The organism is Lacinutrix sp., from assembly GCF_037625555.1.
Taxonomy (GTDB): domain Bacteria; phylum Bacteroidota; class Bacteroidia; order Flavobacteriales; family Flavobacteriaceae; genus Lacinutrix.
Genome location: NZ_JASJHV010000105.1, coordinates 37,920 through 64,767, shown reverse-complemented (window position 1 = coordinate 64,767; position 26,848 = coordinate 37,920). Strand labels below are relative to the sequence as shown.

Annotated in this window: 32 protein-coding genes and 1 pseudogene; 20 read left to right on the top strand and 13 right to left on the bottom strand. The window is 30.4% G+C overall.

Features of this window, described 5'->3' with window-relative positions; all coding sequences use genetic code 11:
• Positions 1-102 precede the first annotated feature (102 nt).
• On the top strand, positions 103-981 hold the full coding sequence (locus tag QNK89_RS09015) for a DMT family transporter (RefSeq protein ID WP_340170690.1): 879 nt from the start codon (positions 103-105) through the stop codon (positions 979-981).
• 59 nt (positions 982-1,040) lie between these two features.
• Here QNK89_RS09015 and QNK89_RS09010 read toward each other — a convergent pair whose 3' ends face one another.
• Positions 1,041-3,128, bottom strand: coding sequence for a pitrilysin family protein (locus QNK89_RS09010; RefSeq protein WP_340170689.1), 2,088 nt, complete (start codon positions 3,126-3,128; stop codon positions 1,041-1,043).
• A gap of 23 nt (positions 3,129-3,151) precedes the next feature.
• Entirely contained in the window at positions 3,152-4,465 is a 1,314-nt protein-coding gene (locus QNK89_RS09005) for a pitrilysin family protein (RefSeq protein ID WP_340170688.1), read from the bottom strand.
• A 326-nt stretch (positions 4,466-4,791) separates the two neighbouring features.
• Between QNK89_RS09005 and rplU the strand changes: the two genes are divergently transcribed.
• The 3 genes from rplU to QNK89_RS08990 all read left to right on the top strand — a co-directional run bounded on the left by rplU (position 4,792) and on the right by QNK89_RS08990 (position 6,451).
• Positions 4,792-5,304, top strand: coding sequence for a 50S ribosomal protein L21 (gene rplU / locus QNK89_RS09000; RefSeq protein WP_340170687.1), 513 nt, complete (start codon positions 4,792-4,794; stop codon positions 5,302-5,304).
• A gap of 26 nt (positions 5,305-5,330) precedes the next feature.
• A complete protein-coding gene (gene rpmA / locus QNK89_RS08995; protein ID WP_299249991.1) occupies positions 5,331-5,591 on the top strand; it encodes a 50S ribosomal protein L27 in 261 nt (86 codons plus the stop codon).
• A 92-nt stretch (positions 5,592-5,683) separates the two neighbouring features.
• Positions 5,684-6,451, top strand: a complete 768-nt coding sequence (locus QNK89_RS08990) for a hypothetical protein (RefSeq protein WP_340170686.1) — start codon at positions 5,684-5,686, stop codon at positions 6,449-6,451.
• Here QNK89_RS08990 and QNK89_RS08985 read toward each other — a convergent pair whose 3' ends face one another.
• Both QNK89_RS08985 and ahcY read right to left on the bottom strand, forming a co-directional pair.
• Entirely contained in the window at positions 6,452-6,916 is a 465-nt protein-coding gene (locus tag QNK89_RS08985; RefSeq protein WP_340170685.1) for a DUF1569 domain-containing protein, read from the bottom strand.
• Positions 6,917-7,119: 203 nt separating this feature from the next.
• A complete protein-coding gene (ahcY, locus tag QNK89_RS08980; protein WP_340170684.1) occupies positions 7,120-8,436 on the bottom strand; it encodes an adenosylhomocysteinase in 1,317 nt (438 codons plus the stop codon).
• A 131-nt stretch (positions 8,437-8,567) separates the two neighbouring features.
• Between ahcY and QNK89_RS08975 the strand changes: the two genes are divergently transcribed.
• The 8 genes from QNK89_RS08975 (at position 8,568) to QNK89_RS08940 (ending at position 15,803) form a co-directional block, all read left to right on the top strand.
• Positions 8,568-9,194: a 4'-phosphopantetheinyl transferase superfamily protein gene (locus QNK89_RS08975; protein WP_340170683.1), complete on the top strand. Its 627-nt coding sequence runs from the start codon at positions 8,568-8,570 to the stop codon at positions 9,192-9,194.
• A complete protein-coding gene (locus QNK89_RS08970) occupies positions 9,194-9,916 on the top strand; it encodes a geranylgeranylglyceryl/heptaprenylglyceryl phosphate synthase (RefSeq protein ID WP_340170682.1) in 723 nt (240 codons plus the stop codon). The genes QNK89_RS08975 and QNK89_RS08970 overlap by 1 nt, the downstream gene beginning before the upstream one ends.
• Positions 9,917-9,918: 2 nt before the next feature.
• Entirely contained in the window at positions 9,919-10,179 is a 261-nt protein-coding gene (locus tag QNK89_RS08965; protein WP_340170681.1) for a thiamine-binding protein, read from the top strand.
• Complete coding sequence (gene pnuC / locus QNK89_RS08960) at positions 10,163-10,795, top strand: nicotinamide riboside transporter PnuC (protein ID WP_340170680.1); 633 nt, start codon at positions 10,163-10,165, stop codon at positions 10,793-10,795. The genes QNK89_RS08965 and pnuC overlap by 17 nt, the downstream gene beginning before the upstream one ends.
• Entirely contained in the window at positions 10,756-11,325 is a 570-nt protein-coding gene (locus QNK89_RS08955; protein WP_340170678.1) for an ATP-binding protein, read from the top strand. Before pnuC ends, QNK89_RS08955 begins: the two co-directional genes overlap by 40 nt.
• Positions 11,322-12,872 (top strand): DUF4301 family protein, encoded by a 1,551-nt coding sequence (locus QNK89_RS08950; protein WP_340170677.1) that lies wholly within the window; start codon positions 11,322-11,324, stop codon positions 12,870-12,872. The genes QNK89_RS08955 and QNK89_RS08950 overlap by 4 nt, the downstream gene beginning before the upstream one ends.
• Positions 12,872-13,279, top strand: a complete 408-nt coding sequence (gene arfB, locus QNK89_RS08945; protein WP_340170676.1) for an alternative ribosome rescue aminoacyl-tRNA hydrolase ArfB — start codon at positions 12,872-12,874, stop codon at positions 13,277-13,279. The genes QNK89_RS08950 and arfB overlap by 1 nt, the downstream gene beginning before the upstream one ends.
• 331 nt (positions 13,280-13,610) lie before the next feature.
• On the top strand, positions 13,611-15,803 hold the full coding sequence (locus QNK89_RS08940) for a TonB-dependent receptor (protein WP_340170675.1): 2,193 nt from the start codon (positions 13,611-13,613) through the stop codon (positions 15,801-15,803).
• A gap of 141 nt (positions 15,804-15,944) precedes the next feature.
• Here QNK89_RS08940 and QNK89_RS08935 read toward each other — a convergent pair whose 3' ends face one another.
• Entirely contained in the window at positions 15,945-16,400 is a 456-nt protein-coding gene (locus tag QNK89_RS08935) for a hypothetical protein (RefSeq protein ID WP_340170674.1), read from the bottom strand.
• A gap of 161 nt (positions 16,401-16,561) precedes the next feature.
• Between QNK89_RS08935 and greA the strand changes: the two genes are divergently transcribed.
• Positions 16,562-17,035 carry a transcription elongation factor GreA gene (greA, locus tag QNK89_RS08930; protein ID WP_340170673.1) on the top strand — a complete coding sequence of 158 codons (474 nt, stop codon included), beginning with the start codon at positions 16,562-16,564 and terminating at the stop codon, positions 17,033-17,035.
• Positions 17,036-17,154: 119 nt separating this feature from the next.
• The gene (locus QNK89_RS08925) at positions 17,155-17,544 is read left to right on the top strand and encodes an HIT family protein (RefSeq protein ID WP_340170672.1); all 390 of its coding nucleotides are present in this window, start codon (positions 17,155-17,157) and stop codon (positions 17,542-17,544) included.
• Here QNK89_RS08925 and QNK89_RS08920 read toward each other — a convergent pair.
• Together QNK89_RS08920 and QNK89_RS08915 are read right to left on the bottom strand one after the other, a co-directional pair.
• Positions 17,525-17,878 (bottom strand): hypothetical protein, encoded by a 354-nt coding sequence (locus QNK89_RS08920; RefSeq protein ID WP_340170671.1) that lies wholly within the window; start codon positions 17,876-17,878, stop codon positions 17,525-17,527. The genes QNK89_RS08925 and QNK89_RS08920 overlap by 20 nt on opposite strands.
• Before the next feature lie 2 nt (positions 17,879-17,880).
• On the bottom strand, positions 17,881-19,047 hold the full coding sequence (locus tag QNK89_RS08915; RefSeq protein ID WP_340170670.1) for a HAMP domain-containing sensor histidine kinase: 1,167 nt from the start codon (positions 19,045-19,047) through the stop codon (positions 17,881-17,883).
• 131 nt (positions 19,048-19,178) lie between these two features.
• Here QNK89_RS08915 and QNK89_RS08910 point away from each other — a divergent pair, with 131 nt between their 5' ends.
• From QNK89_RS08910 to ppk2, 5 genes and pseudogenes are all read left to right on the top strand, one after another.
• Positions 19,179-20,033, top strand: coding sequence for a flavin reductase family protein (locus QNK89_RS08910; RefSeq protein WP_340170669.1), 855 nt, complete (start codon positions 19,179-19,181; stop codon positions 20,031-20,033).
• Positions 20,034-20,076: 43 nt separating this feature from the next.
• On the top strand, positions 20,077-20,451 hold the full coding sequence (locus tag QNK89_RS08905) for a DUF3127 domain-containing protein (protein WP_340170668.1): 375 nt from the start codon (positions 20,077-20,079) through the stop codon (positions 20,449-20,451).
• Positions 20,452-20,552: 101 nt separating this feature from the next.
• A complete protein-coding gene (gene aat, locus QNK89_RS08900; RefSeq protein ID WP_340170667.1) occupies positions 20,553-21,176 on the top strand; it encodes a leucyl/phenylalanyl-tRNA--protein transferase in 624 nt (207 codons plus the stop codon).
• A gap of 71 nt (positions 21,177-21,247) precedes the next feature.
• Entirely contained in the window at positions 21,248-21,412 is a 165-nt protein-coding gene (locus tag QNK89_RS08895) for a hypothetical protein (protein ID WP_340170666.1), read from the top strand.
• A gap of 14 nt (positions 21,413-21,426) precedes the next feature.
• Positions 21,427-22,251: pseudogene (gene ppk2, locus QNK89_RS08890) on the top strand (polyphosphate kinase 2).
• Here ppk2 and QNK89_RS08885 read toward each other — a convergent pair.
• Both QNK89_RS08885 and QNK89_RS08880 read right to left on the bottom strand, forming a co-directional pair.
• Positions 22,248-22,808: a DNA-3-methyladenine glycosylase I gene (locus QNK89_RS08885; protein ID WP_340170664.1), complete on the bottom strand. Its 561-nt coding sequence runs from the start codon at positions 22,806-22,808 to the stop codon at positions 22,248-22,250. The pseudogene ppk2 and the gene QNK89_RS08885 sit on opposite strands and share 4 nt — an antisense overlap.
• Positions 22,795-23,004, bottom strand: coding sequence for a hypothetical protein (locus tag QNK89_RS08880; protein WP_340170663.1), 210 nt, complete (start codon positions 23,002-23,004; stop codon positions 22,795-22,797). The genes QNK89_RS08885 and QNK89_RS08880 overlap by 14 nt, the downstream gene beginning before the upstream one ends.
• Positions 23,005-23,141: 137 nt before the next feature.
• Between QNK89_RS08880 and QNK89_RS08875 the strand changes: the two genes are divergently transcribed.
• A complete protein-coding gene (locus QNK89_RS08875; protein ID WP_340170661.1) occupies positions 23,142-23,699 on the top strand; it encodes a thioredoxin family protein in 558 nt (185 codons plus the stop codon).
• Between the two features lie 19 nt (positions 23,700-23,718).
• Here QNK89_RS08875 and truB read toward each other — a convergent pair whose 3' ends face one another.
• From truB to QNK89_RS08855, 4 genes are all read right to left on the bottom strand, one after another.
• Positions 23,719-24,417: a tRNA pseudouridine(55) synthase TruB gene (truB, locus tag QNK89_RS08870; protein ID WP_340170659.1), complete on the bottom strand. Its 699-nt coding sequence runs from the start codon at positions 24,415-24,417 to the stop codon at positions 23,719-23,721.
• Between the two features lie 4 nt (positions 24,418-24,421).
• The gene (locus QNK89_RS08865) at positions 24,422-25,216 is read right to left on the bottom strand and encodes an undecaprenyl-diphosphate phosphatase (protein WP_340170658.1); all 795 of its coding nucleotides are present in this window, start codon (positions 25,214-25,216) and stop codon (positions 24,422-24,424) included.
• Between the two features lie 59 nt (positions 25,217-25,275).
• Positions 25,276-25,536, bottom strand: coding sequence for a DUF3098 domain-containing protein (locus tag QNK89_RS08860; RefSeq protein WP_340170657.1), 261 nt, complete (start codon positions 25,534-25,536; stop codon positions 25,276-25,278).
• A gap of 342 nt (positions 25,537-25,878) precedes the next feature.
• Complete coding sequence (locus QNK89_RS08855; RefSeq protein WP_340170656.1) at positions 25,879-26,757, bottom strand: permease-like cell division protein FtsX; 879 nt, start codon at positions 26,755-26,757, stop codon at positions 25,879-25,881.
• Between the last annotated feature and the right edge of the window lie 91 nt (positions 26,758-26,848).

Below are 26,848 nucleotides of genomic sequence, written 5' to 3'. Positions count from 1 at the left end.
GATTTTAATTATTAATTTTAAGATTACAAAATTAACAATTATATCTATTTATTGATTTAAAAATTTCATTTTTTTGCACTAGTTAATTAACTTATTTTTAAAATGAAACAGTCTAAATGGAGTTACCTTATTATTTTATCTATTATTTGGGGAACAAGTTTTATTCTTATTAAAAAGGCATTAATAGGTTTAACACCATATCAACTAGGTGCTTTAAGAACCGTAATTACGGGTTTGTTTTTGTTTTCTGTAGGTTTTAAAACTATTGGTACCATAAAAAAACAAGATTGGAAATGGATTGCTTTATCTGGTTTTTTAGGGTCTTTTATACCTGCTTTCTTTTTTGCAATAGCAGAAACCGAGATTGATAGTGCTGTAGTTTCTGTATTAAATTCTCTTGTGCCACTAAATACTGTTTTAATGGGATTGGCTATTTTTAAAATTACTTCTACCAAGAGGCAGATTTTTGGTGTAATTATTGGCTTTATTGGTACGGCTTTATTAATTTTAAAAGGAGCAGAATTAAACCCACAGCAAAACTACTTATTCGCAGGTTTTATTATTGCTTCAACTTTAATGTATGCAGCAAATGTAAATATTATAAAGCGTTATTTACAAGATGTAAAACCATTAACTATTGCAGTTGGAAACTATGTTCCTATTGTTTTACCAGCACTTATAGTCTTGTTTTTTACAGATTTCTTTTCTCAAGAACAGTATAGCAAGCCAGAGTTTGGAATCTCTATTTTATATGTTATTATTCTCTCTTTATTTGGTACTGCATTTGCTAAGGTGTTGTTCTGTAAACTAGTTCAAATTTCTACACCAGTATTTTCTTCTTCTGTAACTTATATAATGCCTATTGTAGCTCTTATTTGGGGAGTTTTAGATGGAGAGTCTTTTAGCGCGTTACAAGGTATTGCTACAGTAATTATTTTAATTGGAGTTTATCTTGCAAACAAGAAGAAAAAAACTGTTTAACAAAAAAAACCTGAAGCCTTTCGACTTCAGATTTTTATATATATTTAAATAACTATAAATTATTCAAAGTCAGCATTTGTTAAAGGCTCATTTACCTTAACAGCAGTAACTTTTAATTCTACACTTTGACCTCCCATTGGTACAGAAGTTGCGTAAGGAAATTTAATTCCGCCTACTTCTTTATAGTCACCAAAAGTTTTTTCTTGAGTTATTTCTTTTCCTCCTGGACCTTTAGCAGTAGAAACACTCTTAATTTTTAATCCTGAAGTTACATCATAATAGTTTTTAGATGTTTCTCCTTCTTCATTTTCAATTACTAAAACATATGCATCTGCACCATTAACAGCTTCTATTCCTGATAATGTAAGTTTTTTTGTTGAGTCATTCATTAAATTTAACTCATCAAATAATCCTTTTTTAGCTTTAGCTTTTTCAACAGCATCAGCTGGCATAGGTTGTTTATTTCCCATTTGTGCCATATAACCTGTTTCTCCATTAAATGCTTGTTGAAATACAGTTCCCATTCCCATAATACTAACATCTGTAGCAATAAGGTTAGGGCTTTTTTGCTTAAGTGTCATTGCCATATTTTGTCCTTGAAAAGAGGCACTCATTTCTTGAACCAAAGTTGTAACATTATCTAATGCTGTTTTACCACCAATTGCAGTTATGTAAATATCTATTACAGTTTTTGCAGTTACTCCATCTGGAACTGGTTTAGAAAATACAGGCTTGCTAACTTCTGTTGCAAAAGCATCAAAATATTTAATCGGAATTCCTGTTTTTTCTAAATTAGTAACAACTTCACTACCTTTTCCAACTACAATAACTCTTGCGTTTTGTTCTGTGAAATATTTGTTTGCTACTCTTTGAACATCCTCAATAGAAACCGCATTAATTTTAGTTAAATACGTTTTGTAGAAATCTTTTGGTAAGTTGTTTAATTTAATATTTAAAGCATAGTTCGCAATAGTTTGCGGGCGCTCTAATGCTAATACAAAGTCACCTACATATTTAGCTTTTGCATTTTTTAAATCTTCAGCAGAAACTTTTTCAGCTTTAATTCTTTTAATTTCTTTTAAAGATTCTACAACAGCACTATCTGTTACAGCATTTCTAACTGCAGTAGATGCTGTAAAACGAGACGCTCCATAACGATCTGTACCAACACTTGAACGTGCTCCATAAGTATAACCATGCTCTTCACGTAGATTCATGTTTAAATACGAACCAAAGCCACCTCCTAAAATTTTATTAGCAATTAGTACTGTGTGATAATCTGGATCACCCATTTCTAATTTTACGTTACTTGTTACAGAAATATTAGATTGCACTGCATTAGGCATATCTATAAAGTTAATTTCTGTAGCACTTACGTTTCTATATACCTCTGGAATGTTTTTAGTAACATCTATACCTTTGTCCCATTTTTTAAAGTGTTTTTTCACTTGCTTTTCTACCGTTCTAAAATCTACATCACCAACAACTACTAAATAAGCGTTGTTAGGGTTAAAGTTTTTTTGAAAATAAGCACGTACATTATCAAGTGTAATGTTGTTTAAACTTTCTTCTGTTACAAATTCACCATAAGGGTGTTTTTTTCCATAAGATAAAGCTCCACCAACACGAGATGCAACAGCATCTACACTTTTTGCGTTAGATTTTAAACCTTCTAATGCTTTTTCTTTTTCTTTTTGGAATTCTTCTTCTGTTAATAAAGGATTCATTGCTGCATCAGCCATTAACTCTAAGATTCTTTCAGAATACTTTGTTAAAGAACTACCAAATGCATTGCTAGATCCAAAACTTAATCTAGCTCCAAGAAAATCTATTTCCTCATTAAACTCGTCCTTAGAAATAGAGGTTGTACCATTACCCATCATAGATCCTAAAATACCATTAACACCAGTAATGTTTCCTTCAACTGCTGGTTGGTTATCAATTACTAAAGAGTAAGACACTCTTGGTAGCTTATGATTTTCTACGACTAATACTTTAAGACCATTTTTAAGTTCGAACTCTCCTGGTACTTCTAATGTAATCGAAGGAGCTGGACCTGGTTTTGGTTGCACAGATCTATCAATTTGAGCTGTTGCCGAAATTGATAGTAAAAACAGTGCTATAAGTGCTGTTATTTTTGTTTTCATTTTTCTTTGTTATTTGTTTCCTATTATTTTTCTTCTGGTAAATACTCTAATTCCAAACGTTGATTTGGGTTTAGGTATTTTTTGGCAACCGCTTGTATTTCTTCTCTGGTAATAGATCTGTAAATATTAATTTCATTATTAATTAAATTTACATCATCATATAACATATAATATCTTGCTAAAGAGTTAGCAATACCAGAAATACTAGAGTTTGAGTTTACAAAATTGTTTTCGAATTTATTCTGAAGCTTTTGGTAATCTCTTTCAGTCATTAATTCTGTTTGTACTTTAACAAGCTCGTCATCAATTTCTACAAGTAAGCTTTCTAAAGAGTTATCTCCTAAAGGTAAACCGTATACTATATATGTACCATAATCTTCTTGACTTTGGTTTATAGCACCAACTTGTAATGCCATTTTTTTATCATCCACAAGTCTTTTGTATAGTTTAGAAGTTTTACCATCACTTAAATAGCTAGATAACATGTCTAATACATAAGCATCTCTTTCTGTCATCGCAGGAGTTCTATATGCAGCCATAATTGCAGGAATCTGGATGTTAGAATCGTAAGCTTTAGCCTTAATAGTTTCGGTTATTGGATCTTCTTTTGGAAAGTTTCTAACAATATCTTCACCACTTGGAATAGGCCCAAAATAGTCTTCAATCATTTTTTTAGTAGAAGGTACATCCATATCACCTGCAACAACTAATACAGCGTTGTTGGGCACATAGAATTTTTTATTAAAGGCTTGAAACTCTTCTAGTGAAGCAGCATCTAAATGTGCCATTTTACCAATAGTTGTCCCTTTGTATGGGTGTTTTTTAAACATGTTAAGTTTCACGTTCTCAATAAATTTGCCATAAGGAGAATTGTCTACACGCAAACGTTTTTCTTCTTTAACAACTTCATTTTGAGTGTCTACACCTATTTGGTTAATTACAGGATGCATTAAACGCTCAGATTCCATCCATAAACCTAATTCTAAACTGTTAGAAGGAAATACTTCATAATAATAAGTTCTATCGTCTGTAGTATTTGCATTATTGCTTCCTCCATTAGAGGTTACAATTTTAAACCATTCACCACGCTCAATATTTTCTGTTCCTTCAAATAAAAGGTGTTCAAAAAAGTGAGCCATACCTGTACGTTCTGGGTCTTCATCTTTAGCACCAACATGGTACATTACAGAGGTTGTAACTACAGGAGCAGTGTTGTCTTGATGTAAAATAACGTGCATACCGTTACTTAAATCATACTCTTCAAATTTAACTTCTTGCGCATTAGCTGCAAATCCAGCTAAAAGCAATGCTGCTAATGAGAATAAACTTTTTTTCATTGTGAGATATTTAATGTTAATTGAAATATATGTCTATAACTTAGATAATTTGTTACAAACTACCTTCAAAAATAGTGATAGACGCACTCTTAAATGGGTGTTGTGTTAAAATTTTAACATAGAATTATAATTTTTTACGATCTTTTTTCATGATATTCAAAACAATAACTTAACTGTAAATAGAATTAAATGCTTTTTTATTTCTAAAATATTAGTAATCACTAAGAAAAACGTTTGCTAATTAATTTTTAAGAAGTATATTTGCATCCGCTTTCTGAGAAGATAGTAGATTTTTTTAATAACAAATTAATAAAAACGTTACGCTAATGTACGCAATTGTAGAGATAGCAGGGCATCAATTTAAAGTTGAAAAAGACCAAAAAGTTTTTGTTAACCGTTTAGCATCAGAAGAAGGAAAGACTATGTCTTTCGATAATGTTCTTTTAATTGCAGATGGTGACAATGTTACTTTAGGCGCCCCAGCTATAGATGGAGCACAAGTAAGTGTGAAAATCTTAAAGCACCTTCAAGGTGATAAAGTTATTGTTTTCAAAAAGAAAAGAAGAAAAGGTTACCGTGTTAAAAACGGTCATAGACAAGCCTTAACAGAAATCGTTATTGAGAGCATTGTAGCTTCGGGAGCTAAAAAAGCTGCTCCAAAAAAAGAAACTAAAAAAGCTGAACCTAAAGTAAAAGCTAAGCCAGTTGCTAAAGTTGCTGAGGAAACTCAAGATTTAAGCAAAATGACTGTTGCGCAGTTAAAAGAGATGGCTAAAGCTAAAGGTGTTAAAGGGATTTCTTCTATGAAGAAAGCTGATTTAATAGCTGCTTTAAGTTAATATTAATAAAATAAAACCTTAAAATTATGGCTCATAAAAAAGGAGTTGGTAGTTCGAAGAATGGTAGAGAATCAGAATCAAAACGTTTAGGCGTTAAGATTTTTGGTGGACAAGCTGCTATTGCTGGAAATATCATATTAAGACAACGCGGTAATACACATCACCCAGCTGAGAATGTATACCAAGGAAAAGATCATACTTTACACGCTAGAGTAGATGGTTTAGTTAAATTTACAAAGAAAAAAGATAACAGATCTTACGTTTCAATAGAGCCTTTCGAAGCTTAGAAACAATTTCTTTCAGATATTAAAAAACGCCTTTTATTTTTGAAAGGCGTTTTTTGTTTATAATAAAACTATAGCTTTTTCGTTTTATTTGAATGAAAAAATTGCTATTTATCTTATTTATTATTTCTTTTTTATCCATTAGTCAAATAGAAAATGATATTAAAACTATTCATGTGTTTGTTGCATTATGTTATAATGTAAATCAAGGAATTATTCCCGTTCCAGAAACACTTGGGAATGGACAAAATATTAAATCAAATCTTTATTGGGGAGCAATGTATGGAGTGAAAACTTATTTTAAAAGAAGTAAAGATTGGACATTAGTATTAACCACTAAAAATATAAATAATCATATACTTGAACGTCTTTTGTTTAAACATAAAACGTCTAACACCTATTTATTAGCAGATGTGTATGATGTGAGGTATATTAAGCAAACTACAAAAGACTTTTTAGAAGCAAATGCTGCTAACAATGAAATACAAATAAAATATAAAAATGATAAACTTCGCTTTGGAGGAGAATCAAACCTTTTATGTTATGTTGGACATCATGGATTAATGGAATTTAATGTTGAAGGAAATTTTAAACAAGCTAACACTAAAAGAAGAGATGCAATAATCTTAGCGTGCATTAGTAAAAATTATTTTGCTCGGTATCTTGAAAAAACAAAATCAAATCCTTTGATATGGACCACTGGTTTAATGGCTCCAGAAGCTTATACCCTAAAATCTTCTATAGATGGTTGGATTCTTAATGAAACAAACGAACAAATTAGAGAAAGAGCAGCCCAAACCTATCATAAATATCAAAAATGTGGTATTCGAGGTGCTAGAAATCTATTGGTAAGTGGCTACTAATCATTTTTTCATAATATCCTCAATAATCTTTAAATGATGATTAGTATGCAATACCAAAAAGCGATTAATCCTACTAGTATTAATATCTCCAAACAAAGGGTGTTTAAAAAAGGCATTCTTATCTAAACTTGCAATAGTATCCAAATTAGTTTTTGCAAGTTGCAATTGCGATAATATATCTTCTTTTAAAATAACTTCTGGTGGTGTAACTTGTTTAGGCGCTTTGGCTTTTCCTCTTGGGAAGAAACCAAGCGTAAAGAATACTTTTCCTAAAAAGCTAAAATTATTTTTATATAAAGTTGGGTCAGATTTTTGAAGCGTAATGCTTACACCGTTAATAACTTTTAAGCTATGGTCTATATGCCACCCAACATTACTTTTAGATACTTTTGGGTCTATAACACTGTAGTTTTCGATATGTAATTCTAATTTTTCAAGTTTATTCTTTACTGTTTTAAGGCTCATAAGTTTATATTAAAAGTTGAAGCTAATCATTTCTGCAATAAGGATTGATGCGGCATCTTTTTTTTGAGGTGCGAAAAAAAAGATATAGTGGAAAGCCTGATTGCTTTTGGCTTTTTTTGCCAAAAGCAAATTGCCCAAACAAAAAAAATCCTAAACATGAAGCTTGGGATTTATTATTATAAGATTACTTTTTTTGAGGGAATTTAGTATCTATAATGCTCAGGCTTGTATGGTCCTTCAACTTTCACACCAATATAATCTGCTTGGTAATCTGCCAATTCTGTGAGCTCAACACCTATTTTTTCTAAATGTAATTTAGCAACTTTTTCATCTAAATGCTTAGGTAACATGTATACATCATTCTTGTATGCTGCACTGTTTTTCCACAATTCGATTTGCGCTAAAGTTTGGTTTGTAAAAGAGTTACTCATTACAAAACTTGGGTGACCAGTTGCACAACCTAAGTTTACTAAACGTCCTTCGGCAAGTAAGATTATATCTTTTCCGTTTACGTTGTATTTGTCAACTTGAGGCTTGATAGTATCTTTAGTATGACCATGCTTCTCGTTTAACCAACCTACTTGTATTTCATTATCAAAGTGACCAATATTAGCAACGATAACTTTGTCTTTCATTGCTTCAAAATGCTCAGCACGTACAATATCTTTATTTCCAGTAGTTGTAATTACAATATCGCTATTGCCAACAACAGTTTCTAGTTTTTTAACTTCAAAACCGTCCATTGCTGCTTGTAAAGCACAAATAGGATCAATTTCTGTTACAGTTACAATACTTCCAGCACCTTTAAAAGAAGCAGCAGTGCCTTTACCTACATCTCCATAACCACAAACGGTTACACGCTTACCAGCTAGCATCGTATCTGTTGCACGACGTATAGCATCTACTGCAGACTCTTTACATCCATATTTGTTATCAAACTTAGACTTAGTTACTGAATCGTTTACATTAATAGCAGGCATAGTTAATGTTCCGTTTTTTACACGCTCATATAATCTATGAACTCCAGTTGTAGTTTCTTCAGATAAACCTTTAATTCCAGCAGATAATTCTGGATAACGATCTAGAACCATATTAGTTAAATCTCCACCATCATCCAAAATCATGTTTAGTGGTTGTCTGTCTTCTCCAAAGAATAATGTTTGCTCGATACACCAATCAAACTCTTCTTCTGTCATGTCCTTCCATGCATAGACAGCAGTTCCTGCATCAGCAATTGCAGCTGCAGCTTGATCTTGTGTAGAGAAAATGTTACATGAACTCCATGTAACTTCTGCACCTAAGGCTTGTAAAGTTTCAATTAAAACAGCAGTTTGTATAGTCATGTGTAAACATCCTGCAATTCTAGCACCTTTTAAAGGCTGCTCGTTTTTATATTCTTCACGTAAACTCATTAAACCTGGCATTTCTGCTTCGGCTAAATTAATTTCTTTTCTTCCCCAAGCCGCAAGCGACATATCTTTTATCTTGTTAGGTACGTAAGCAACAGTTTTTGTACTCATAATTATTATATCTTAATTTTATAAATGAAACACCTTTGGGATTAGCACTTAAAATAGTTAAATTCGCTTAACAAAAATACTAAATTCGCCTTAGGCGATGCAAAGATAATCAATAACATTTAGAATATTAAATGGCTCTTTACAAATCCATTAGTGTAAACTCACAAACTACTGTTAAAATCTGGAAGATTGAAGAATCTTACGACGATTTATTTTCGCCTTTAGATTTGAAAACTGAGAGCTTATCTCGTGTTTTAGGTATGAAAAGTGAATTACACCAAAGAGGGTTTTTGAGTGTACGGCATTTGTTACGAGAATTGGGTTACACAGATCGAGATTTGTTTTATGATGACAATGGAAAACCTCATTTAAAAGATGGTAAACACATATCTATAACTCATAGTTTTATATTTTCTGGAGTAATTGTTAGTGACAAAGAAGTTGGAATTGATATAGAAAAGCAACGAAATAAAATAGTTATTATAGCCAAAAAATTTATTGAATATGAGTTTGCATATTTGGATAAAAAAGCGTCAGATTATATCAACAAGCTAACTGTAATTTGGGGAATTAAAGAATCCTTATACAAGCTATTTGCAACACCTGGAATGTTATTTATAGAACATTTTTTGGTGATTCCATTTAGTATTATGGATGCTGAAACCGTTTGTTGGATAGATTACAAAGGGTTAAAAAAACGGTATACTGCAAATTATTTAGAGTTTGAAGGTTTTACTTGTGCTTACGTTATTGAATAATGAGTATTTATAGCAACATAGTTTCCGCGATAACGCAACAAAAAAAGCTTTTGGCTATTTTGATAGATCCAGACAAATTTGATTTAAAATTAACATCGCAATTTGCGGATAAAATTAATAAATCAATAATAACTCATATTTTTGTTGGAGGAAGTAATGTTGAAACTGAAGTTACCCATCAATTAGTTTCTGTTTTAAAACCATTAACAGATTTACCATTAGTTTTATTTCCTGGAGATGTAACACAAATTTCAAAAGATGCAGATGCCATTTTGTTTTTATCATTAATTTCTGGTAGCTACCCTAAATACTTGATTGAAAAACAAATAGAAGCAGTTTCAATTTTAAAAAACACAAATCTAGAAGTGATTTCTACAGGTTATATTTTAATTAAAAATGGAAGAGAAACGATTGTTCAAAAAGTAACTGATACAAAACCAATACCTACAGCAATACATCAATTAATTGCAGACACAGCAAAAGCAGGAGAGTTATTAGGTAAAAAGCTAATTTACCTTGAAGCAGTTAGTGGAGCAATACATCCAGTACCTTTAGAGATAATTAATTTTGTAAAACAAGATTTAGACATACCATTAATTGTAGGTGGCGGAATTAGAAGTAAAAAACAATTAGATGATGCTTATAAAGCAGGAGCAGATTTAGTGGTTATAGGCACTGCTTTTGAAGAAAATGAAGATTTTTTTAATCAAATAAAAAAATAGTTATGAAAATTTCAATAGATTTAACGCTATCACCTTTAAGTAATGATTTCGAACAACACGTTATTGAATTTATAAAAGCATTGCGTAATTCTGGTTTTACTGTTTTAGAAAATCCGTTAAGCACCCAGATTTTTGGAGAATTTGATCAATTAATGCCATTTTTGAATCAAAAAATTAAGGAATCGTTTGAAAAACAAGACATTTGTGTGCTGACCATGAAAGTTGTAAAAACAGATAGAAGCGACTATGAGCCAAATTTTTGATTTCTTTTTTAAACAATATTTAGAATATCAAACCATAGATATTGTACTAGAAATTATTGCAGTTATTTTTGGTTTTTTATCTGTATGGTTTTCTAAACAAAACAAAATTTGGGTGTTTCCAACAGGAATGATTAGTACTGTCATATTTGTTTATTTGTTATTAAAATGTAGTTTGTTAGGTGATATGATGATAAACGCTTATTACTTTGCAATGAGTGTTTATGGTTGGTATATTTGGACTAGAAAGATTGATGAAGATCACGTAACACCCATTTCAACCATAACAAAAAAAGAAAAACAAACTAGTATTATAATATTTATAGCAACACTAATTTTTGTGTTTGTAGTTTACAAAACAATTGAAAAATGGACCAGTTGGGTTGCTTATGTTGACACTATAACGACTGCTATCTTTTTTGTAGGTATGTGGTTAATGGCAAGACGTAAAATAGAAAACTGGATCTTTTGGATTATAGGCGATATTATTTCTGTACCATTATATTTTCATAAAGGATTTACATTTACTTCTTTTCAATATTTAGGATTTACATTTATTGCAATATTTGGTTATTTAGCATGGAAGAAACACTTAAACAAAACCCAGCAAACTGCTTAAAAGTAGTCTTGTTTGGTCCGGAATCTACAGGAAAAACAACCTTGTCTAGACAGTTAGCACGATACTATAATTCGGTTTGGGTTCCAGAATATGCTAGAGAATATCTTCAAAATAAATGGAATAACACACGAACTACTTGTGAACCAAAAGATTTAATACCAATTGCAATTGGCCAAATAGCACTTGAAAATGAATTAGCAAATAAAACTGATACAGTCCTTATTTGTGATACAGATTTGTTAGAAACAAAGGTGTATTCTGAAACCTATTATTCGGGAATATGCGATCCAATTCTAGAAAAATATGCGCTGGAAAACACCTACGATTTATACTTTTTAACGTATATTGATACGCCTTGGGAAGCAGATGATTTAAGAGATAAGCCCAAAGAGCGTGAGGAGATGTTTAAAGTTTTTGAAAAGGCTTTAAAAAAAAACAACAGGCCTTATTTTTTGCTAAAAGGGAATAAAGATGAGCGACTTAAATTAGCAATTAAGCATATAGATAATTTGATGAAAGATAAAATTTGAATTTTACAACATTACAAATACAACAAATTGAGGATAAGGGATTAAACGTTGAAAAAGTTTTAAGTCAAATTGAGATTTTTAAAACAGGATTACCTTGTATAAGCCTAAAATCTGCCGCTATTTTAGGACACGGGATTTTAAGCCTTAATGAAGATGGGAATCTAGATTATTTAAGTTTTTATAATAAACATAAAGAGCAATTAAAAATAATTAAATTTGTTCCTGCTTCTGGTGGTGCTACCCGAATGTTTAAGTTTTTATTCGAGTTTCTAGAATCCTACAACATTAAAAAAGATAGCGTAAATGCTTATATAAATAAACATAAAGCAACAGAGTTATCATTGTTTCTGGTTGGCTTAGAGAAATTCCCTTTCTATAAATTACTTTTAGAAACTACAATAAAAAATAACCCGAATTATAATTCACTTTCAAATAACAAACAAGTTGTTTTGTTAGTTAAAACTCTTTTAGGAGAGAATAATCTAAATTATAGTTGGTACCCTAAAGGGTTATTACCTTTTCATAAATATAAAGACCACATTGCAACAGCATTCGAAGAGCATTTATTTGAAGCAGCGTTATATGCAACCTCTAAAGGCGAAGCTACTATACACTTTACAATTTCAGAAATTTATAAGAATATTTTTGAAGAAGAATTTAAACGTATACGAACTATTGTTGAGCAAAAAACAAGCACAAAATTTAAAATTTCCTATTCTTATCAAAGAGAAGAAACAGATACTATTGCTGTAACATTAAAAAATGAACCTTTTGAAAATGCTAATGGTACTTTACATTTTAGACCTTCTGGTCATGGTGCACTATTGGTTAATTTAAACGATTTTGATGCAGATATTGTTTTTATAAAAAACATAGATAATGTTGTAGTTTATAGATTTGAAAAAGAAGTTGCAAAACATAAAAAAATTCTTGCAGGTGTTTTGTTAAAAACACAGCAACAAGCATTTAGCTACTTAAAAGAGTTAGAGCAAAAGACACTTTCTGAAAACACATTAATTGAAATTGCACGTTTTTTAAGAAAAAAACTAAACGTTATTATTTCTCATGAATTCGAGAAATATTCATCAAAATATCAAGTAGAATATTTAAAAAGCAAACTAAATAGACCAATTAGAGTATGTGGTATGGTTAAAAACGAAGGAGAGCCTGGAGGAGGACCTTTTTGGGTAAAAGAAGAAAGTGGTAACGTGTCTCTTCAAATTATAGAATCTGCTCAAGTAGATAAAAAAAATAGACACCAAAAGAGTATATTAAAAAACTCAACTCATTTTAATCCTGTAGATTTAGTTTGTGGTATTAAAAATTATAAAGGTGAAAAGTTTGATCTTACCAAGTTTGTTGACCATAAAACAGGATTTATAACTATGAAAACTAAAACAGGTAAAGATATAAAAGCTTTAGAATTTCCAGGACTTTGGAATGGAAGTATGGCTAATTGGAATACTATTTTTGTAGAGGTACCTCTAGTAACTTTCAATCCTGTTAAAACAGTTACAGATTTACTTAAAGCAACACATCAAGTATAATGTTTAACGAATTAGCACCTATAAATGAGTTTAGTTATAAAGCGTTAAGAAGTTCTGGTGCAGGTGGACAGCATGTAAATAAAGTGTCCTCTAAAATAGAATTATCTTTTAATATATGCGAATCTTTAGTTTTAACTCAAGAACAAAAACAAGTTATTCAGCAAAAATTATCAAACCGAATAACTAAAGATGGAATTTTAATTTTACAATCTAGCGAAAGTAGAAGTCAACATAGAAACAAGAATATTGCTATTATTCGAGCTATCCAAATAATAAAATTGGCTTTATTTGTCCCAAAGAAACGCATTCCTACCAAAACTCCAAAAGCAGTAATTTTTAAAAGATTAAAAAGTAAACGCCTAAATGCAGAACGCAAAGTAAGTAGAAGAAAGCCTAATTTAGATTAAAAATAAATCATAAGATTTTGGTAAATTAAAAAAATAGACTTACCTTTATGTTGTTCTCAAAAAAGGGGTGCCCAAAACGGCTGAGATCATACCCATTGAACCTAGAACAGGTAATGCTGTTTAGGAAACGAGCTTAAAGAAAACAATTAGTGACTGTTTTTAGATAGTATAATAAGGTTGTAATATTGGTTCTTACTTTTAATCTAAATAATTATTTAGAAATTTTAATTAAAAAACTAATGTGCCATATTTTGATATTTAGAGCTCTTTATATTTTAATAGTAATAAAGAATAATGGCCTCTTTTTATTCGTAATATAAATGTATTTCGAATGAAAATTACAGTAAAAATAATAATTTTAGGTTCAGTTTTTACCTTACTCGCAATAAATAGTTTTGCGCAAAAAATTGCTCAAGATTCAACAAAAGTTGAAGCACTAGATGAGGTTTTAATCAAATCACTTCGAGTAGGTGCAAATTCACCAATTACACATTCTAATGTATCCAAGGAAGAATTAGAAAAACGTAATTTAGGGCAGGATATTCCAATTTTATTAAATTATTTACCATCTGTAGTAACCACTAGTGATGCTGGAGCTGGTGTTGGTTATACTGGTATTCGTGTACGTGGTGTAAGCTCACAATCTACAAACATAACTATTAACGGAATTCCCTATAACGATTCAGAAAGTTTAGGAACTTTTTGGGTTAACTTGGGAGATATGTCTTCTTCAGTAGAAAGTTTACAATTACAACGTGGAGTTGGAACATCTACTAATGGAGCTGGTGCTTTTGGAGCAAGTATTAATGTGTTAACAGATGCAGTTACTAAAGATGCTAAAGGAGAAATTTCTAATAGTTTTGGTAGTTTTAATACAAGAAAGCATACTGTAAAATATAGTACAGGATTGTTAAATAATAACTTTGAAATATCAGGACGTCTATCGCAAATAAATTCTGATGGATATATAGATCGTGCAACATCAGATTTAAAATCTTATTTTCTTCAAGGCGCATACGTAGATGATAATAGACTAATTAAAGCTGTTGTTTTTGGAGGTCAAGGAATTACCTATCAAGCTTGGAATGGTATAGATGCTGCTACGCTTGAAAATGATAGAACATTTAATCCGTCTGGACAATATATAGACCAAAATGGAAACACACGTTTTTACGACAACGAGGTAGATAATTACAAGCAAGACCATTATCAATTACATTGGAATGAAAAAATTAACAATAATTGGTCAACAAACCTAGGCTTAAATTATACTTATGGACGTGGTTATTTTGAGCAGTATATAGAAGATGAAGATTTTTCAACTTACGGTTTTAATGAGATAGCAACAGGTGGAGAAACTATTAACCAGACAGATGTTATAAGAAGGCGTTGGTTAGATAATGATTTTTATGTGCTAAATGCAAATGTTAATTATAAGGATGAAACACTAAATCTAAGCACAGGATTGTTTTATAGCTCTTATCATGGAGACCATTTTGGAGAAGTAATTTGGGCAGAGTATGCAAGTAATAGCGAAATTAGAGATCGTTATTATGAAGGTGATGGAGACAAGTACGATTTTAGTGTATTTACTAAAGCCACTTATCAATTAAACGATAAATTAAGTTTATTTGGAGATTTACAATTTAGAAGTGTAAATTATGATACTAGCGGAATAAGTTCGGATTTAGTCTTGTTTGAAATTGATAAAACATTTCATTTTTTTAACCCTAAAGCCGGAATTTCTCATAATTTAAACGATAAAAACAATTTTTATTTTTCCTATGCAAGGGCGAATAGAGAAGCAAGTAGAAGTGATTTTGAAAGTAATCCAGATATCAAGCCAGAACAATTAAATGATTTTGAGTTGGGATGGAGATTTAAAAGTCCCAAACTAATCTTTAACGCGAATGCTTACTATATGCTGTATAATGAACAACTAGTTTTAACAGGTGATATTGATGATGTAGGAGCACCAATAAGAAACAACTCAGGAGAAAGTTCTCGTTTAGGATTAGAACTAGAGGCTGTAATTAAAATAAACGATAAGTTTTCTTTGCAACCAAATGCAACACTTAGTTCTAATAAAAACAAAGAAACTATAGTTTCTAGAGATGGTGATTTTGTAAATTTAGGAAAAACTAATATTTCTTTTTCTCCAGAAGTTGTAATGGGTAATGCTATTAATTTTAAGCCTGTAGCTAATTTGCAATTAGCATTTTTAAGTAAATATGTTGGTGAGCAATTTATGGGAAATACAGATTCTGAAGTGTCTAAATTAGAAAGCTATTTTGTTAACGACTTTAATGTGACTTACGAGATTAAAACCAATAAAATATTTAAATCCATTCTATTATCTGGTTTAGTAAATAATATTTTTGGAGAAGAGTATGTGTCTAATGGATATTATTTTACTTTCGATGATACTTGGTCTAATCCAGGACAAACTACAACCATAGAAGGTGCTGGTTATTATCCACAGGCCACTACAAATTTTTTAATTGGAGCGACGTTAAAGTTTTAATTATAAAACATTTTAAATAAAAAAAGTGGCTAGATGCCACTTTTTTTTATTGCGAAAAGGATAGAACGGTTTGTTTAAGCTCCTCGAAGCGAGTAGTGATAGCCTGTTTTTTAATGCCATTATAAGCATTGAAAATTTGCCCTAATTATTGAAAACACGAATCACGCTTCCGCTTACTTCTACAAAATAACGTACCATTGTATATTGGCCACCTGTACCTTCTTGCCTTGTACCATTTAAAATTTCGTAGGCGTTTTCGTCTGCACAATTACAAGTAGCAACAATTCCATTTACAGTTAAGTTTGAACATGAACTTATAGCGTGGTTAGGGTCGCTAAGCTCGAAAGCGCTATAATTATTATTCCCTGCATAATATAAAACCACACCTTTTATACCATAATTGCTATTTAATGTTATGTAGTTTCCTGGGAATTGCATTTGGTTATATTGCGGTAAGCTAGTGTTTATAAGGTTTCCTGTATCGAAAACAGCATTAGGTATATTTGGGTTATTATTCTGATTATCATCATCATTCTTGTTACAAGAAGTAAACATAAGACTAGCAAATAAGAGAAGTACAGTTGTATTTAATTTCATATTTTTTTATTTTTTATAGCATTGCAATTTACAACAAAAGTAATTTGCGAATTAAATATTTTGTATATTTGTAGTATAATCTCGTGTATGCGAGATTTTTTTATTCCGAAGTGTTTTCGGAATCTTTTTCTTTATAGAATTAGTATTTAAACGAAAAAATTATGAGTAAAGTATCATATTATACTGCTGAAGGCTTAAAAAGATTAAGAGAAGAACTAAAGCAATTAAAATATGTAGAGCGTGTAAAAGCTAGTAATGCAATTGCAGAAGCTCGAGACAAAGGTGATTTAAGTGAAAACGCCGAGTACGATGCTGCTAAAGAAGCGCAAGGTATGCTAGAAATGCGCATAAGTAAACTAGAAGACCAAATGGCAGGAGCACGAGTAATAGACGAAAGCCAAATGGATACTTCTAAAATTTTAGTGCTTTCTAAAGTGAAAATTAAAAACAAAACCAATGGTATGGAAATGAATTACACTCTAGTTGCAGATGGTGAAGCAGATTTAGCTGCAGGTAAAATTTCTGTTAATTCACCAATTGGTCAAGGATTACTTGGTAAAACAGTAGGAGATATTGCAGAAATAAAGGTGCCAAGTGGTATTATTAAATTTGATATTGTAGAGATTAGTCGTTAATTTTATTTGGCTCTAGTCGCAATAAAGACGTAATAAATATTTTTCCTGTTTATTCTGAAATAATTTTCAGTTTAGCAGGAATCTTTTTTTATCTTTAATTTTTAATAGAAATAAGTATTATGGCATCAATATTCACAAAGATTGTTAACGGAGAAATACCATGTTATAAAGTAGCAGAAACAGAAGAGTTTCTTGCTTTTTTAGATGTAAATCCAAATGCAAAAGGCCATACACTATGTGTTCCCAAAAAAGAAACTAACAAGATTTTTGATTTAGATAAAGCAGAGTATGCTGGCTTAATGGAGTTTTCTAGGTTAGTCGCAATTGCTTTAGAGAAAACAGTAACATGCAAAAGAGTTGGAGTTTCTGTTATTGGTCTAGAGGTACCGCATGTTCATGTGCATTTAATACCTTTAAATACTATGGAGGATGCTTGTTTTGTTAATAAAGTTTCTTTAGAAAAAGAAGAGTTTGAAGCTTTAGCTGAAGCTATTCAAACAAATTTATAATTATTAATACGCTTGCAGTAATAACTACAATTGTAAGGCTTCCAACAAGTACCCAAAAAAGAGTTTTAAACTTTTTAGAAGTTTTTTTAGGTGTAAAAGCTTTCATTTGGTAATCGTACACACGCTCAATATCCTCTGTCCAGGTTACAGGATAAATAGAAGTATCACATATCTTACAATGCATAATAGTAGATATATCTTGAGTAATAGATTTGTAAAACTTAGTTTCAATAAATTTTTGTTTAAAAGTAAGCTCAAGTCCGTTTGTACTAAAACATTCAGGACAATTATTGTTTAGAGAAACCTTTTTTACTGTAATTAATTTTTCGCTCATTATTACACTGTTTTTAATGCTATTTGCATAATAGTACCTTTATCTATTTGTGACTGAACAACTTTTATTTTACCATCATGAAAATCTTCGACAATACGTCTAGCAAGAGATAAGCCTAATCCCCAACCTCGTTTTTTTGTAGTATAGCCAGGTTCGAATACACTTTTAAACTGATTTTTAGTTAAGCCCTTACCTGTGTCAATAACATTTATTTTTACATTATTTTCTAATTGAGTTATTACTATAGTAAGATCTCCTTTGCCTTTCATGGCGTCTATGGCGTTTTTAACTAAATTCTCGATTGTCCAACTGTATAACTGTGGATTTAAATTTACATAAATTGGATCTTCAGGAAGTTTTATTGTAAAATTAATAAGTTTAGAAGATCTAGATTTTAGGTAATTATAAGTGTCTTGAGTTTCTTTTACAATATCTGTTTTTTCTAGGGTTGGTAATGATCCAATTTTACTAAAACGTTCAGTAATTGTTTGTAACCTATCTATATCTTTTTCAATCTCTAATATGTATTCTGGGTTTACGTTTTCGGTTTTTAAAATTTCAGCCCAACCTATTAAAGACGATAAAGGCGTGCCTATTTGGTGAGCAGTTTCTTTTGCCATACCAGACCATAATTTATTTTGTGTTGCAATTTTAGAACTTCGGTAAAAGAAATATACAACAGATCCAAATAAGAAAATTATTAATAAAAGTGCTAATGGATAGTATTTAAGTTTGTTTAAAATATCTGAATCTCCATAATATAAATTTCCAATATTAACTTTCTTGTTGTTTTTGGGATCTATATAGGAAAGTTCAATTGGTTTGTTTTGTTTTTCAAACTGAAGAATCAGTTTGTTTATGTATGTAGAATCGTTTATTCTTTTTTCATTTATGTTTACAGTATTTATTTGTTTTTCTTCATTAATTACAATTTTTGGAGTTAAACTGTCTGAAAAAATAATTTTATCAACTAAAGGATTTATATCATCTGTTAAAAGACTTCTTTGAAGTTCTACTTGAGCAGCACTCCAAATAGCCATTTTAGCACGCTCTTCAGCTTTAAATTTTTGAAAAAAAGTATATGTATTCCAGAGAATTAATGAAATAATTGCAAACGAAGCTGTAATTATAATCCAGCGAACAAGTTGTCTGTTTTTTGTAAAAAACATGTAGTTATTTTTGTGTTAATATAGTTAAAAACTATATAATGAACTATTGTTAATAATATTGTACAAACCTAGAATAATCTTCTTTTAGTTCGTTTGTTAATTAAGTACATTTGCTCAAAATAAATAAGTTAATGACTTCTTTTGAACCTAAAGACTTGCCAACTGCAAAACTGCATGGCTATTTGTTAAGTACTGTGGCACCTAGACCTATAGCTTTCGCAAGTACGATAGATGAAAATGGAAACCCTAATTTGTCTCCCTTTAGCTTTTTTAATGTGTTTAGTGCAAATCCTCCAATTATGATTTTTTCTCCAGCGCGTCGCGTTAGAGATAACACCACAAAACACACTTTAGAGAACGCAGAAAGTACAAAAGAGGTAGTTATAAATGTTGTAAATTATAATATTGTACAACAAATGTCCTTAAGTAGTACAGAATATGCAGAAGGCGTAAACGAGTTTGAAAAAGCAGGTTTAACAATGCTAAAGAGTGATATTGTAAAGCCGTTTCGTGTTGCAGAATCACCTGTGCAATTTGAGTGTAAAGTTAACGAGATTGTAAAGTTAGGAACAGAAGGAGGAGCAGGTAATTTAATTATTTGTGAGGTTGTAAAACTTCATATTAATGATGCTGTTTTAACAGAAAGCGGAAGCATAGACCAAGAGAAATTAGACTTAGTATCTCGTGCTGGAGGAAGTTATTATAGTAGAGCTAAAGCTGGTTTTTTTGAAATACCAAAACCACTCTCAACTTTAGGAATTGGAGTAGATGCTTTACCCAAAAAAATTAGAAATAGTAATATTTTAACAGGAAACGACTTAGGCTTATTAGCAAATGTTGAGGCATTACCAACTAATGAGGTTGTAAACGCTTTTGCTAAAACACATGACAATTTAGCACTAACTCAAATCGAAAAACATAAAAAGGCACAGAATTTGCTTAGTTTTGGTAATGTTGAGAGCGCATGGAAAGTATTGTTATCGTAACAATACGATTAATTTAGACGAATATTTAATAATTATATAGACAATGGAAGTACAAGGAAAAGTAAAATTAGTAGGAGAAACACAAACGTTTGGTAGCAACGGATTTAGAAAAAGAGAATTGGTTGTAACAACAGAAGAGCAGTATCCTCAACACATACTAGTCGAGTTTGTTCAAGACAAATGCGATTTGTTAAACAACTACCAAGTAGGGCAAGATGTTAAAGTAAACATCAATTTACGCGGTAGAGAATGGGTTAACCCACAAGGAGAAACTAAATATTTTAATTCTATTCAAGGTTGGAGAATTGAAGGAGCACAATCTGCAGCTCCTGCTGGAATGCCAGAAGTTCCACCAGCAGCAGCTTTCGAGCCAGCAGCAGATTTAAAAGTAGATGATCACGACGATTTACCTTTCTAAGGTAAAATAGTTTTAGTTTTGCACGAGGTGTAGAATTTTTAAAAAACGGTAATAACATATAATTGTTATTACCGTTTTTTTTATTTTAGTGAAATAGAATTATGCATGTATTAAATAAAAATATAATATTCCCAAACGTTCAAGATACAGACGAAGAAGGTCTACTTGCTTTAGGTGGAGATTTATCTGTAGAACGTTTAATACTAGCATACAAAAGTGGTATTTTTCCCTGGTTTAATGAAGATGAGGTTATTATTTGGTGGTCTCCAAACCCAAGGTTTGTTTTGTTTCCAGCAGATTTAAAAGTCTCAAAAAGCATGAAACAATTTCTTAAAAATTGTAGCTATGAGATTACTATAAATAAAGACTTCAACACTGTAATTATTGAATGTTCTATAGCAAAACGCAGTGGTCAATCTGGCACATGGATTACTAACAACATGATAGATGCTTACATTAATTTACATGAACAAGGCTTTGCTAAATCTATTGAGGTTTGGAAAAACAATAGGTTGGTTGGTGGTTTTTATGGTGTAGACCTAGGTAACGGTGTTTTTTGTGGAGAAAGTATGTTTGCTAAAGAAAGTAATGCTAGCAAAGCGGCATTTATAACATTTATTCAAAATTCAAATTATAAACTTATTGACTGCCAAGTTTATACAAGTCACCTACAAACTCTAGGTGCTAAAGACATTTCTAGAGATAAATTTATGTCTTTTCTTTAACTAATAAAAATCATTTTTTAATTTTAGATAATGTGCGAACTTAGTTCTCTAATTACTAAGTATGCTAACAATTGAAGATTTTAAGAAAACAAAAAACAAACAATAAAAAGCAAGCCAGATTAGAGAGTATGCGTTATGTGTTATCAAAATTTAATTATGATAATAAAGGAAAATCTGGGACAACATTATTTAGAGACCCAAATATTGTACAACGTTACCATAGACTAGTAAAGTAAATAGATTAAAGCGTATGATTGATAAGAAAACAGAAAAAGATTTAAAGAAATTAAATTCTAAAAAAGGGATTAAACAGTTTTTATTAGAAGATGAAATTTCAATTTCTAAAGTTTAAAAAAACTTAAATTACGAATCAAGATTAAAGTCTCTACAAGAAGAACTTATTAAGTTACAACATTGGGTTGTAGAGAATAATGAAAGAGTAGTTATAATTTTTGAAGGTAGAGATGCAGCAGGAAAAGGAGGAGCAATAAGACGTACTACAGAGCATTTAAACCCAAGAGAGTTTAAGGTTGTTGCCTTACCAAAACCAACAGAAGAAGAAAAAGGACAATGGTATTTTCAACGCTATATTAATAAACTACCTAGAGAAGGTGAAATTGTTTTTTTTGATAGAAGCTGGTATAATAGAGCAGTAGTAGAACCTGTAAATGGTTTTTGTACTCAAAAAGAGTATAATGTGTTTATGAACCAAGTAAACCAGTTCGAACGTATGATTACAGAATCTGGCATAAGACTAATTAAATTTTACTTTTCTTTTTCTAAAGATGAGCAAGAAAAACGCTTTGAAGAAGTTAAATCAAGCCCATTAAAGAAATGGAAATATAGTGCTGTAGATCAAAAAGCACTAGAGCTTTGGGATGATTATACAGAATATAAAAAGAAAATGTTAAAAAAAACAAACACCAAAATAACATCTTGGAATGTAATAAAAGCAAATAAAAAAACAACTGCTAGAATAGAAGCTATTGAGCATATTTTAGAAGTTATTCCTTATAACCCAAAAGACGAAGCAATTATAGAGCAGATGGAAGTAGAGGAGAAAGTAATAGATTAAACTTCTTCATATCTAAAACAACCAATTTCATGATCGTTAATCATTCCAGTTGCTTGCATAAACGCATAAATTACTGTGCTTCCAACAAATTTAAAACCACGTTTTTTTAAATCTTTACTTAATTTATCACTTAAAGGAGTATTTGCAGGCGCATCCTTAAAATTCTTAAGTCTATTTTTAATAGGTTTATTAACAAATGCCCATAAGTAGTTGTTAAAGCTTCCAAATTCCTCTTGAATTTTTATAAATGCTTGAGCATTCGTTATTGCAGAATTTACTTTTAATTTATTTCTTATAACGCTTGCGTTATTGAGTAATTCATGCTTTTTGTCATCTTCATATTGTGCTATTTTTTTATAGTCGAAAAAATCGAAAGCCAAACGGAAATTTTCTCTTTTACGTAAAATTGTAATCCAACTTAATCCAGCCTGAAAAGTTTCTAAAATTAAAAATTCGAATAATTGATGGTCATTATAAACAGGAACTCCCCATTCATTATCATGATAGGCTTCGTATAAATCGTCACCTAGACACCAGCTACATTTATGTTTTGTCATCTTCTTTTGTTTTATAGTTAACCAATGTTGCTATAAATGAAACGACTACAAAAACAGCTCTTAAATCACTAAAAAGTTCTGATTGAGTAGTAGGATAACCTTCAAAATAGTTAAGTTTTTCTATAACTAAAAAAACTAACCATCCAATTGCACAAATAATTTGTATTATAATAAAAGGACGCCTTTTAAGTTTCATTGTAAGGATTATATAAATCCCTTACTAATGTAACAACAGTTGCTTAAATAAATAATTAATTAGAGTATTTTTATACTATTAAAACAACACAAGAAACCAGCTTACAAAATATTATAAAAAACAGCCTTGAAAATTCTATGAGTTATCAAGATTATAGAACTTTGGTAAAGGATTTGGTAGAAAAAGAATCTACAACAAGCAAAGAAAAAACCGAAGCGTTAGCAAATTATACAATGCTTAACGATAGACGTATGAAGCGTTGGGACAAAACCATTAAAACTGATGAAACGGTAAAGGAAAATGTTTCTAATTTAAATATAAATCAAACTTGGTTAGTATTAACAGAGAGTTGGTGTGGTGATGCTGCGCATGTTATGCCAGTAATTAATAAGGTAGCAGAATTGAATACTAACATCGATTTTAAGGTAGTACTAAGAGATGAAAACTTAGATTTAATGAATCAGTTTTTAACCAATGGAGGACAATCTATTCCAAAATTAATAATGATTGATAACAACACAAATAAAGTTATAAATACTTTTGGGCCAAGGCCAATAGAAGCAACCCAATTAGTTAACGATTATAAAACTAAACATGGTAAATTAACACCAGAGTTTAAGGAAGATTTACAAAGCTGGTACAATAAAAATAAAGGTCAAAATGTAATTGAAGATTTAGTTGGCTTATTAAACTAATTTAGTTTTAAGAATAATATTAATTACTTGTAGTACTTAAATTAGAAATAAATTTTTCTATTGACAGTGCATTGTCAACATTAAAATCGCCAATTTTTGTGCGCCTTAAAACAGATAGGTGTCCGCCAGAATTTAATGCTTTTCCAAAATCGTTTGCTAAAGAGCGAATGTATGTTCCTTTACTACAAACTACTCTAAAAGAAACAGTATTGCCTTCAATTTTAATAATATAGAACTCTTTAATAGTAACTTTACGCGATTTAACTTCTACAGCCTCACCAGCTCTTGCATACTCATATAAGCGTTTTCCATCTTTTTTTAGAGCAGAAAATACAGGTGGAACCTGGTCTATTTCGCCTATAAATTGTTTTGTAGCTTGGTGTATTAAATCTTCAGTTATATGTTGAGTAGAGAAAGTTTCGTTTATTTCTGTTTCTAAATCAAACGAAGGAGTTGTTGCACCTAAAATAATAGTTCCAGTATATTCTTTAATTTGTCCTTGAAAAGTATCAATTTGCTTTGTCATTTTTCCAGTACAAATCACTAATAATCCAGAAGCTAAAGGATCTAATGTTCCTGCATGACCAACTTTTATTTTTTTAATATTGAAAGCTTGTCTAATTTCCCATCGTAGTTTATTAACCACCTGAAAAGAAGTCCAATTTAAGGGTTTATCAATAAGTAAAACTTGTCCTGCTTGGTAGTCTTCAATTGTCATTAAACTAATTTAAAAGAGAAAAAATAATGGCAATTAAACCTACAATTACGCAGTAAGTTGCAAAATAAGAGAGTTTGCTTTTTTTAACTAATGCAATCATCCAAGTACATGCAAATAATCCAGATATAAATGCAGCAATAAATCCAGCTGCTAGAGCAGTAATGTTTTGGCTCTCGAACGATAATTCACCACCAAGAACATCTTTTGCAATTTTACCAAAAATTAGAGGCACAACCATTAAAAATGAAAAACGTGCTGCTTTAGTTTTATCATTACCTAATAATACCGAAGTTGAAATTGTTGCTCCACTTCTAGAAATACCAGGAAGCATTGCAATAGCTTGAGAGATACCTATAATAAGGGCGTTTTTAAAACTAACTTTCTTTTGTGTGTTTTTTGCTTTATGTGCTAGAAATAAAAGAGCAGCTGTAACTAAAAGCATGCAACCTACTAACATAATGTTTCCGCCAAATAATTGTTCTAATTGTTCTTCAAAGAAAAGACCAACAAAAACAGCTGGAAGCATTGATATTATAATTTTCCCAACAAAACGTTGATTGTCGTTTATGCCAGGTTTAAATATGCCTTTTACTATATCAATAATGTCTTTTCTAAAAATAACTATTGTGCTTAAAGCTGTTGCAAAGTGAAGCACAACGGTAAATAATAAGCTTTCTTCTGGTACAGAGTTATCACCTAAAATAGCTTTTCCTAATTCTAAATGACCACTAGAAGATACAGGTAGAAATTCTGTAAGTCCTTGAATTATGCCTAATATGATTGAGTCTATAATGTCCATTAGGCAAAAATATTAAATTGAATCAGCAATAAGATGGTTTGTAGTTATTTTTTAATATTCTAATCTTCCTTTCGTGTTAGAATAGCATAAATTTGAATACCAAAACCTATTAAAACTAGGGCAGGTGCTAAACGTATGCGTCTCCAGTGAAAAATATCTTCATTAAATATAGTAGGATCATCATTACCACCACCAGACATTAAAATAAAGCCAATTGCTATAAAGGCTAATCCTATAAACATAAATTTATAGTTGCGCTTACCAAAAATAAACTCACCTTTATTTTCTGAACCGATTTCTTTGCGTTTTTGTTCTCCCACCTTTTATGTAGATTTTATTTAATGCTATAAAATTAGCTTATTTCTAATTGCAAAGTAACGGATTTATTTAAAACTTTAGTCGTAAATACCTTTCACATGATGTTTTTTCACATCAGTTTTTACAATCTTAATAGATTTATCTTCTATTTTTTTTTAGATAGCAGCACAAAAGCTGTAATCGATATAATACCTATAAATACAAATGTTATTCGTTTCATAATAATAAAATTAAATAATGAATAAATGTATTGGTATAGTCAGTATATGTGGTTTTTTGTTATGTAAATATAACATCAAACTTTACTAATTATTGTTAAGGCTAAAGTTAAAACGTGTTAAAGTTTAGTAATATAATTTATCTGTATTAAGATTTAAAAAACGCTGAGTCGCGAAAAATGTAGATATCCAAGTAATAAAAATACCAAGTAAAAAGATAACAACAAACAAACCAATGATAAGAACAGGTTTGTTTAATAGTTCTAGTTCAGGAAATGTTTTATCTACAAAATAAAGTACAAAAGCCATACCTATTAATGCTATAATTGCACCTATAACTCCTAATTTAACACTCCTAAAAATAAAAGGTTTTCTTATAAAGCGTTTTGTAGCACCAACCATTTGCATGGTTTTTATGGTAAAGCGTTTAGAATATACAGCCAGTCTTATAGAGCTGTTAATTAGTAGAACAGCAATTAATGTAAATAAACCACTTATAAGTAGTATCCAAAAACTAATTTTTTTCACGTTATCATTCATTAAATTCACCAAGTCGTTATCATAACTTACCTCTTCAACAAAGTTTTTAGCTAAGGCTTGATCTGCTATAATTTGAAGTTTTTTTGAAGTAACAAAATCGGCTTTTAAGTTTACATCAATCGAATTTTTAAGCGGATTGCTTCCAAGAAAATCCATAAAATCCTCACCACTTTCAGCTTTCATAAATTCTGCAGCTTGTTCTTTAGAAACAGAAATGGTAGACTTTACATAGTCTGCCATTGCCAAACTCTTTTCAAGTTGTTTAATTTCTACATCTTTTGCAGTGTCTTTTAAAAAAATAGTAACTGTAACCTGTTCTTTAAAGTGGTCTGCTACTTTTTTAGCATTTAAAACCAAAAGTCCTAATAAACCTAGTAAAAATAAGACTAATCCAATACTTAAAACTACAGAAAAGTAAGAAGAGATTAATCGGCGTTTTTGGTATTTATCAAAAGAGGAGCTCATAAAAAGTATTTAGTTAACAGTGTAAAAATAATAAAGAATTCAAACAATACTACTTTACAACGTTTAAACTTTTAATTCTGTTGTAATATCT

Coding starts and splice junctions, on each gene's coding strand:
- QNK89_RS09015 (WP_340170690.1), top strand. CDS start 103: ATGAAACAGTCTAAATGGAGTTACCTTATTATTTTATCTATTATTTGG.
- QNK89_RS09010 (WP_340170689.1), bottom strand. CDS start 3,128: ATGAAAACAAAAATAACAGCACTTATAGCACTGTTTTTACTATCAATT.
- QNK89_RS09005 (WP_340170688.1), bottom strand. CDS start 4,465: ATGAAAAAAAGTTTATTCTCATTAGCAGCATTGCTTTTAGCTGGATTT.
- rplU (WP_340170687.1), top strand. CDS start 4,792: ATGTACGCAATTGTAGAGATAGCAGGGCATCAATTTAAAGTTGAAAAA.
- rpmA (WP_299249991.1), top strand. CDS start 5,331: ATGGCTCATAAAAAAGGAGTTGGTAGTTCGAAGAATGGTAGAGAATCA.
- QNK89_RS08990 (WP_340170686.1), top strand. CDS start 5,684: ATGAAAAAATTGCTATTTATCTTATTTATTATTTCTTTTTTATCCATT.
- QNK89_RS08985 (WP_340170685.1), bottom strand. CDS start 6,916: ATGAGCCTTAAAACAGTAAAGAATAAACTTGAAAAATTAGAATTACAT.
- ahcY (WP_340170684.1), bottom strand. CDS start 8,436: ATGAGTACAAAAACTGTTGCTTACGTACCTAACAAGATAAAAGATATG.
- QNK89_RS08975 (WP_340170683.1), top strand. CDS start 8,568: ATGGCTCTTTACAAATCCATTAGTGTAAACTCACAAACTACTGTTAAA.
- QNK89_RS08970 (WP_340170682.1), top strand. CDS start 9,194: ATGAGTATTTATAGCAACATAGTTTCCGCGATAACGCAACAAAAAAAG.
- QNK89_RS08965 (WP_340170681.1), top strand. CDS start 9,919: ATGAAAATTTCAATAGATTTAACGCTATCACCTTTAAGTAATGATTTC.
- pnuC (WP_340170680.1), top strand. CDS start 10,163: ATGAGCCAAATTTTTGATTTCTTTTTTAAACAATATTTAGAATATCAA.
- QNK89_RS08955 (WP_340170678.1), top strand. CDS start 10,756: ATGGAAGAAACACTTAAACAAAACCCAGCAAACTGCTTAAAAGTAGTC.
- arfB (WP_340170676.1), top strand. CDS start 12,872: ATGTTTAACGAATTAGCACCTATAAATGAGTTTAGTTATAAAGCGTTA.
- QNK89_RS08940 (WP_340170675.1), top strand. CDS start 13,611: ATGAAAATTACAGTAAAAATAATAATTTTAGGTTCAGTTTTTACCTTA.
- QNK89_RS08935 (WP_340170674.1), bottom strand. CDS start 16,400: ATGAAATTAAATACAACTGTACTTCTCTTATTTGCTAGTCTTATGTTT.
- greA (WP_340170673.1), top strand. CDS start 16,562: ATGAGTAAAGTATCATATTATACTGCTGAAGGCTTAAAAAGATTAAGA.
- QNK89_RS08925 (WP_340170672.1), top strand. CDS start 17,155: ATGGCATCAATATTCACAAAGATTGTTAACGGAGAAATACCATGTTAT.
- QNK89_RS08920 (WP_340170671.1), bottom strand. CDS start 17,878: ATGAGCGAAAAATTAATTACAGTAAAAAAGGTTTCTCTAAACAATAAT.
- QNK89_RS08915 (WP_340170670.1), bottom strand. CDS start 19,047: ATGTTTTTTACAAAAAACAGACAACTTGTTCGCTGGATTATAATTACA.
- QNK89_RS08910 (WP_340170669.1), top strand. CDS start 19,179: ATGACTTCTTTTGAACCTAAAGACTTGCCAACTGCAAAACTGCATGGC.
- QNK89_RS08905 (WP_340170668.1), top strand. CDS start 20,077: ATGGAAGTACAAGGAAAAGTAAAATTAGTAGGAGAAACACAAACGTTT.
- aat (WP_340170667.1), top strand. CDS start 20,553: ATGCATGTATTAAATAAAAATATAATATTCCCAAACGTTCAAGATACA.
- QNK89_RS08885 (WP_340170664.1), bottom strand. CDS start 22,808: ATGACAAAACATAAATGTAGCTGGTGTCTAGGTGACGATTTATACGAA.
- QNK89_RS08880 (WP_340170663.1), bottom strand. CDS start 23,004: ATGAAACTTAAAAGGCGTCCTTTTATTATAATACAAATTATTTGTGCA.
- QNK89_RS08875 (WP_340170661.1), top strand. CDS start 23,142: ATGAGTTATCAAGATTATAGAACTTTGGTAAAGGATTTGGTAGAAAAA.
- truB (WP_340170659.1), bottom strand. CDS start 24,417: ATGACAATTGAAGACTACCAAGCAGGACAAGTTTTACTTATTGATAAA.
- QNK89_RS08865 (WP_340170658.1), bottom strand. CDS start 25,216: ATGGACATTATAGACTCAATCATATTAGGCATAATTCAAGGACTTACA.
- QNK89_RS08855 (WP_340170656.1), bottom strand. CDS start 26,757: ATGAGCTCCTCTTTTGATAAATACCAAAAACGCCGATTAATCTCTTCT.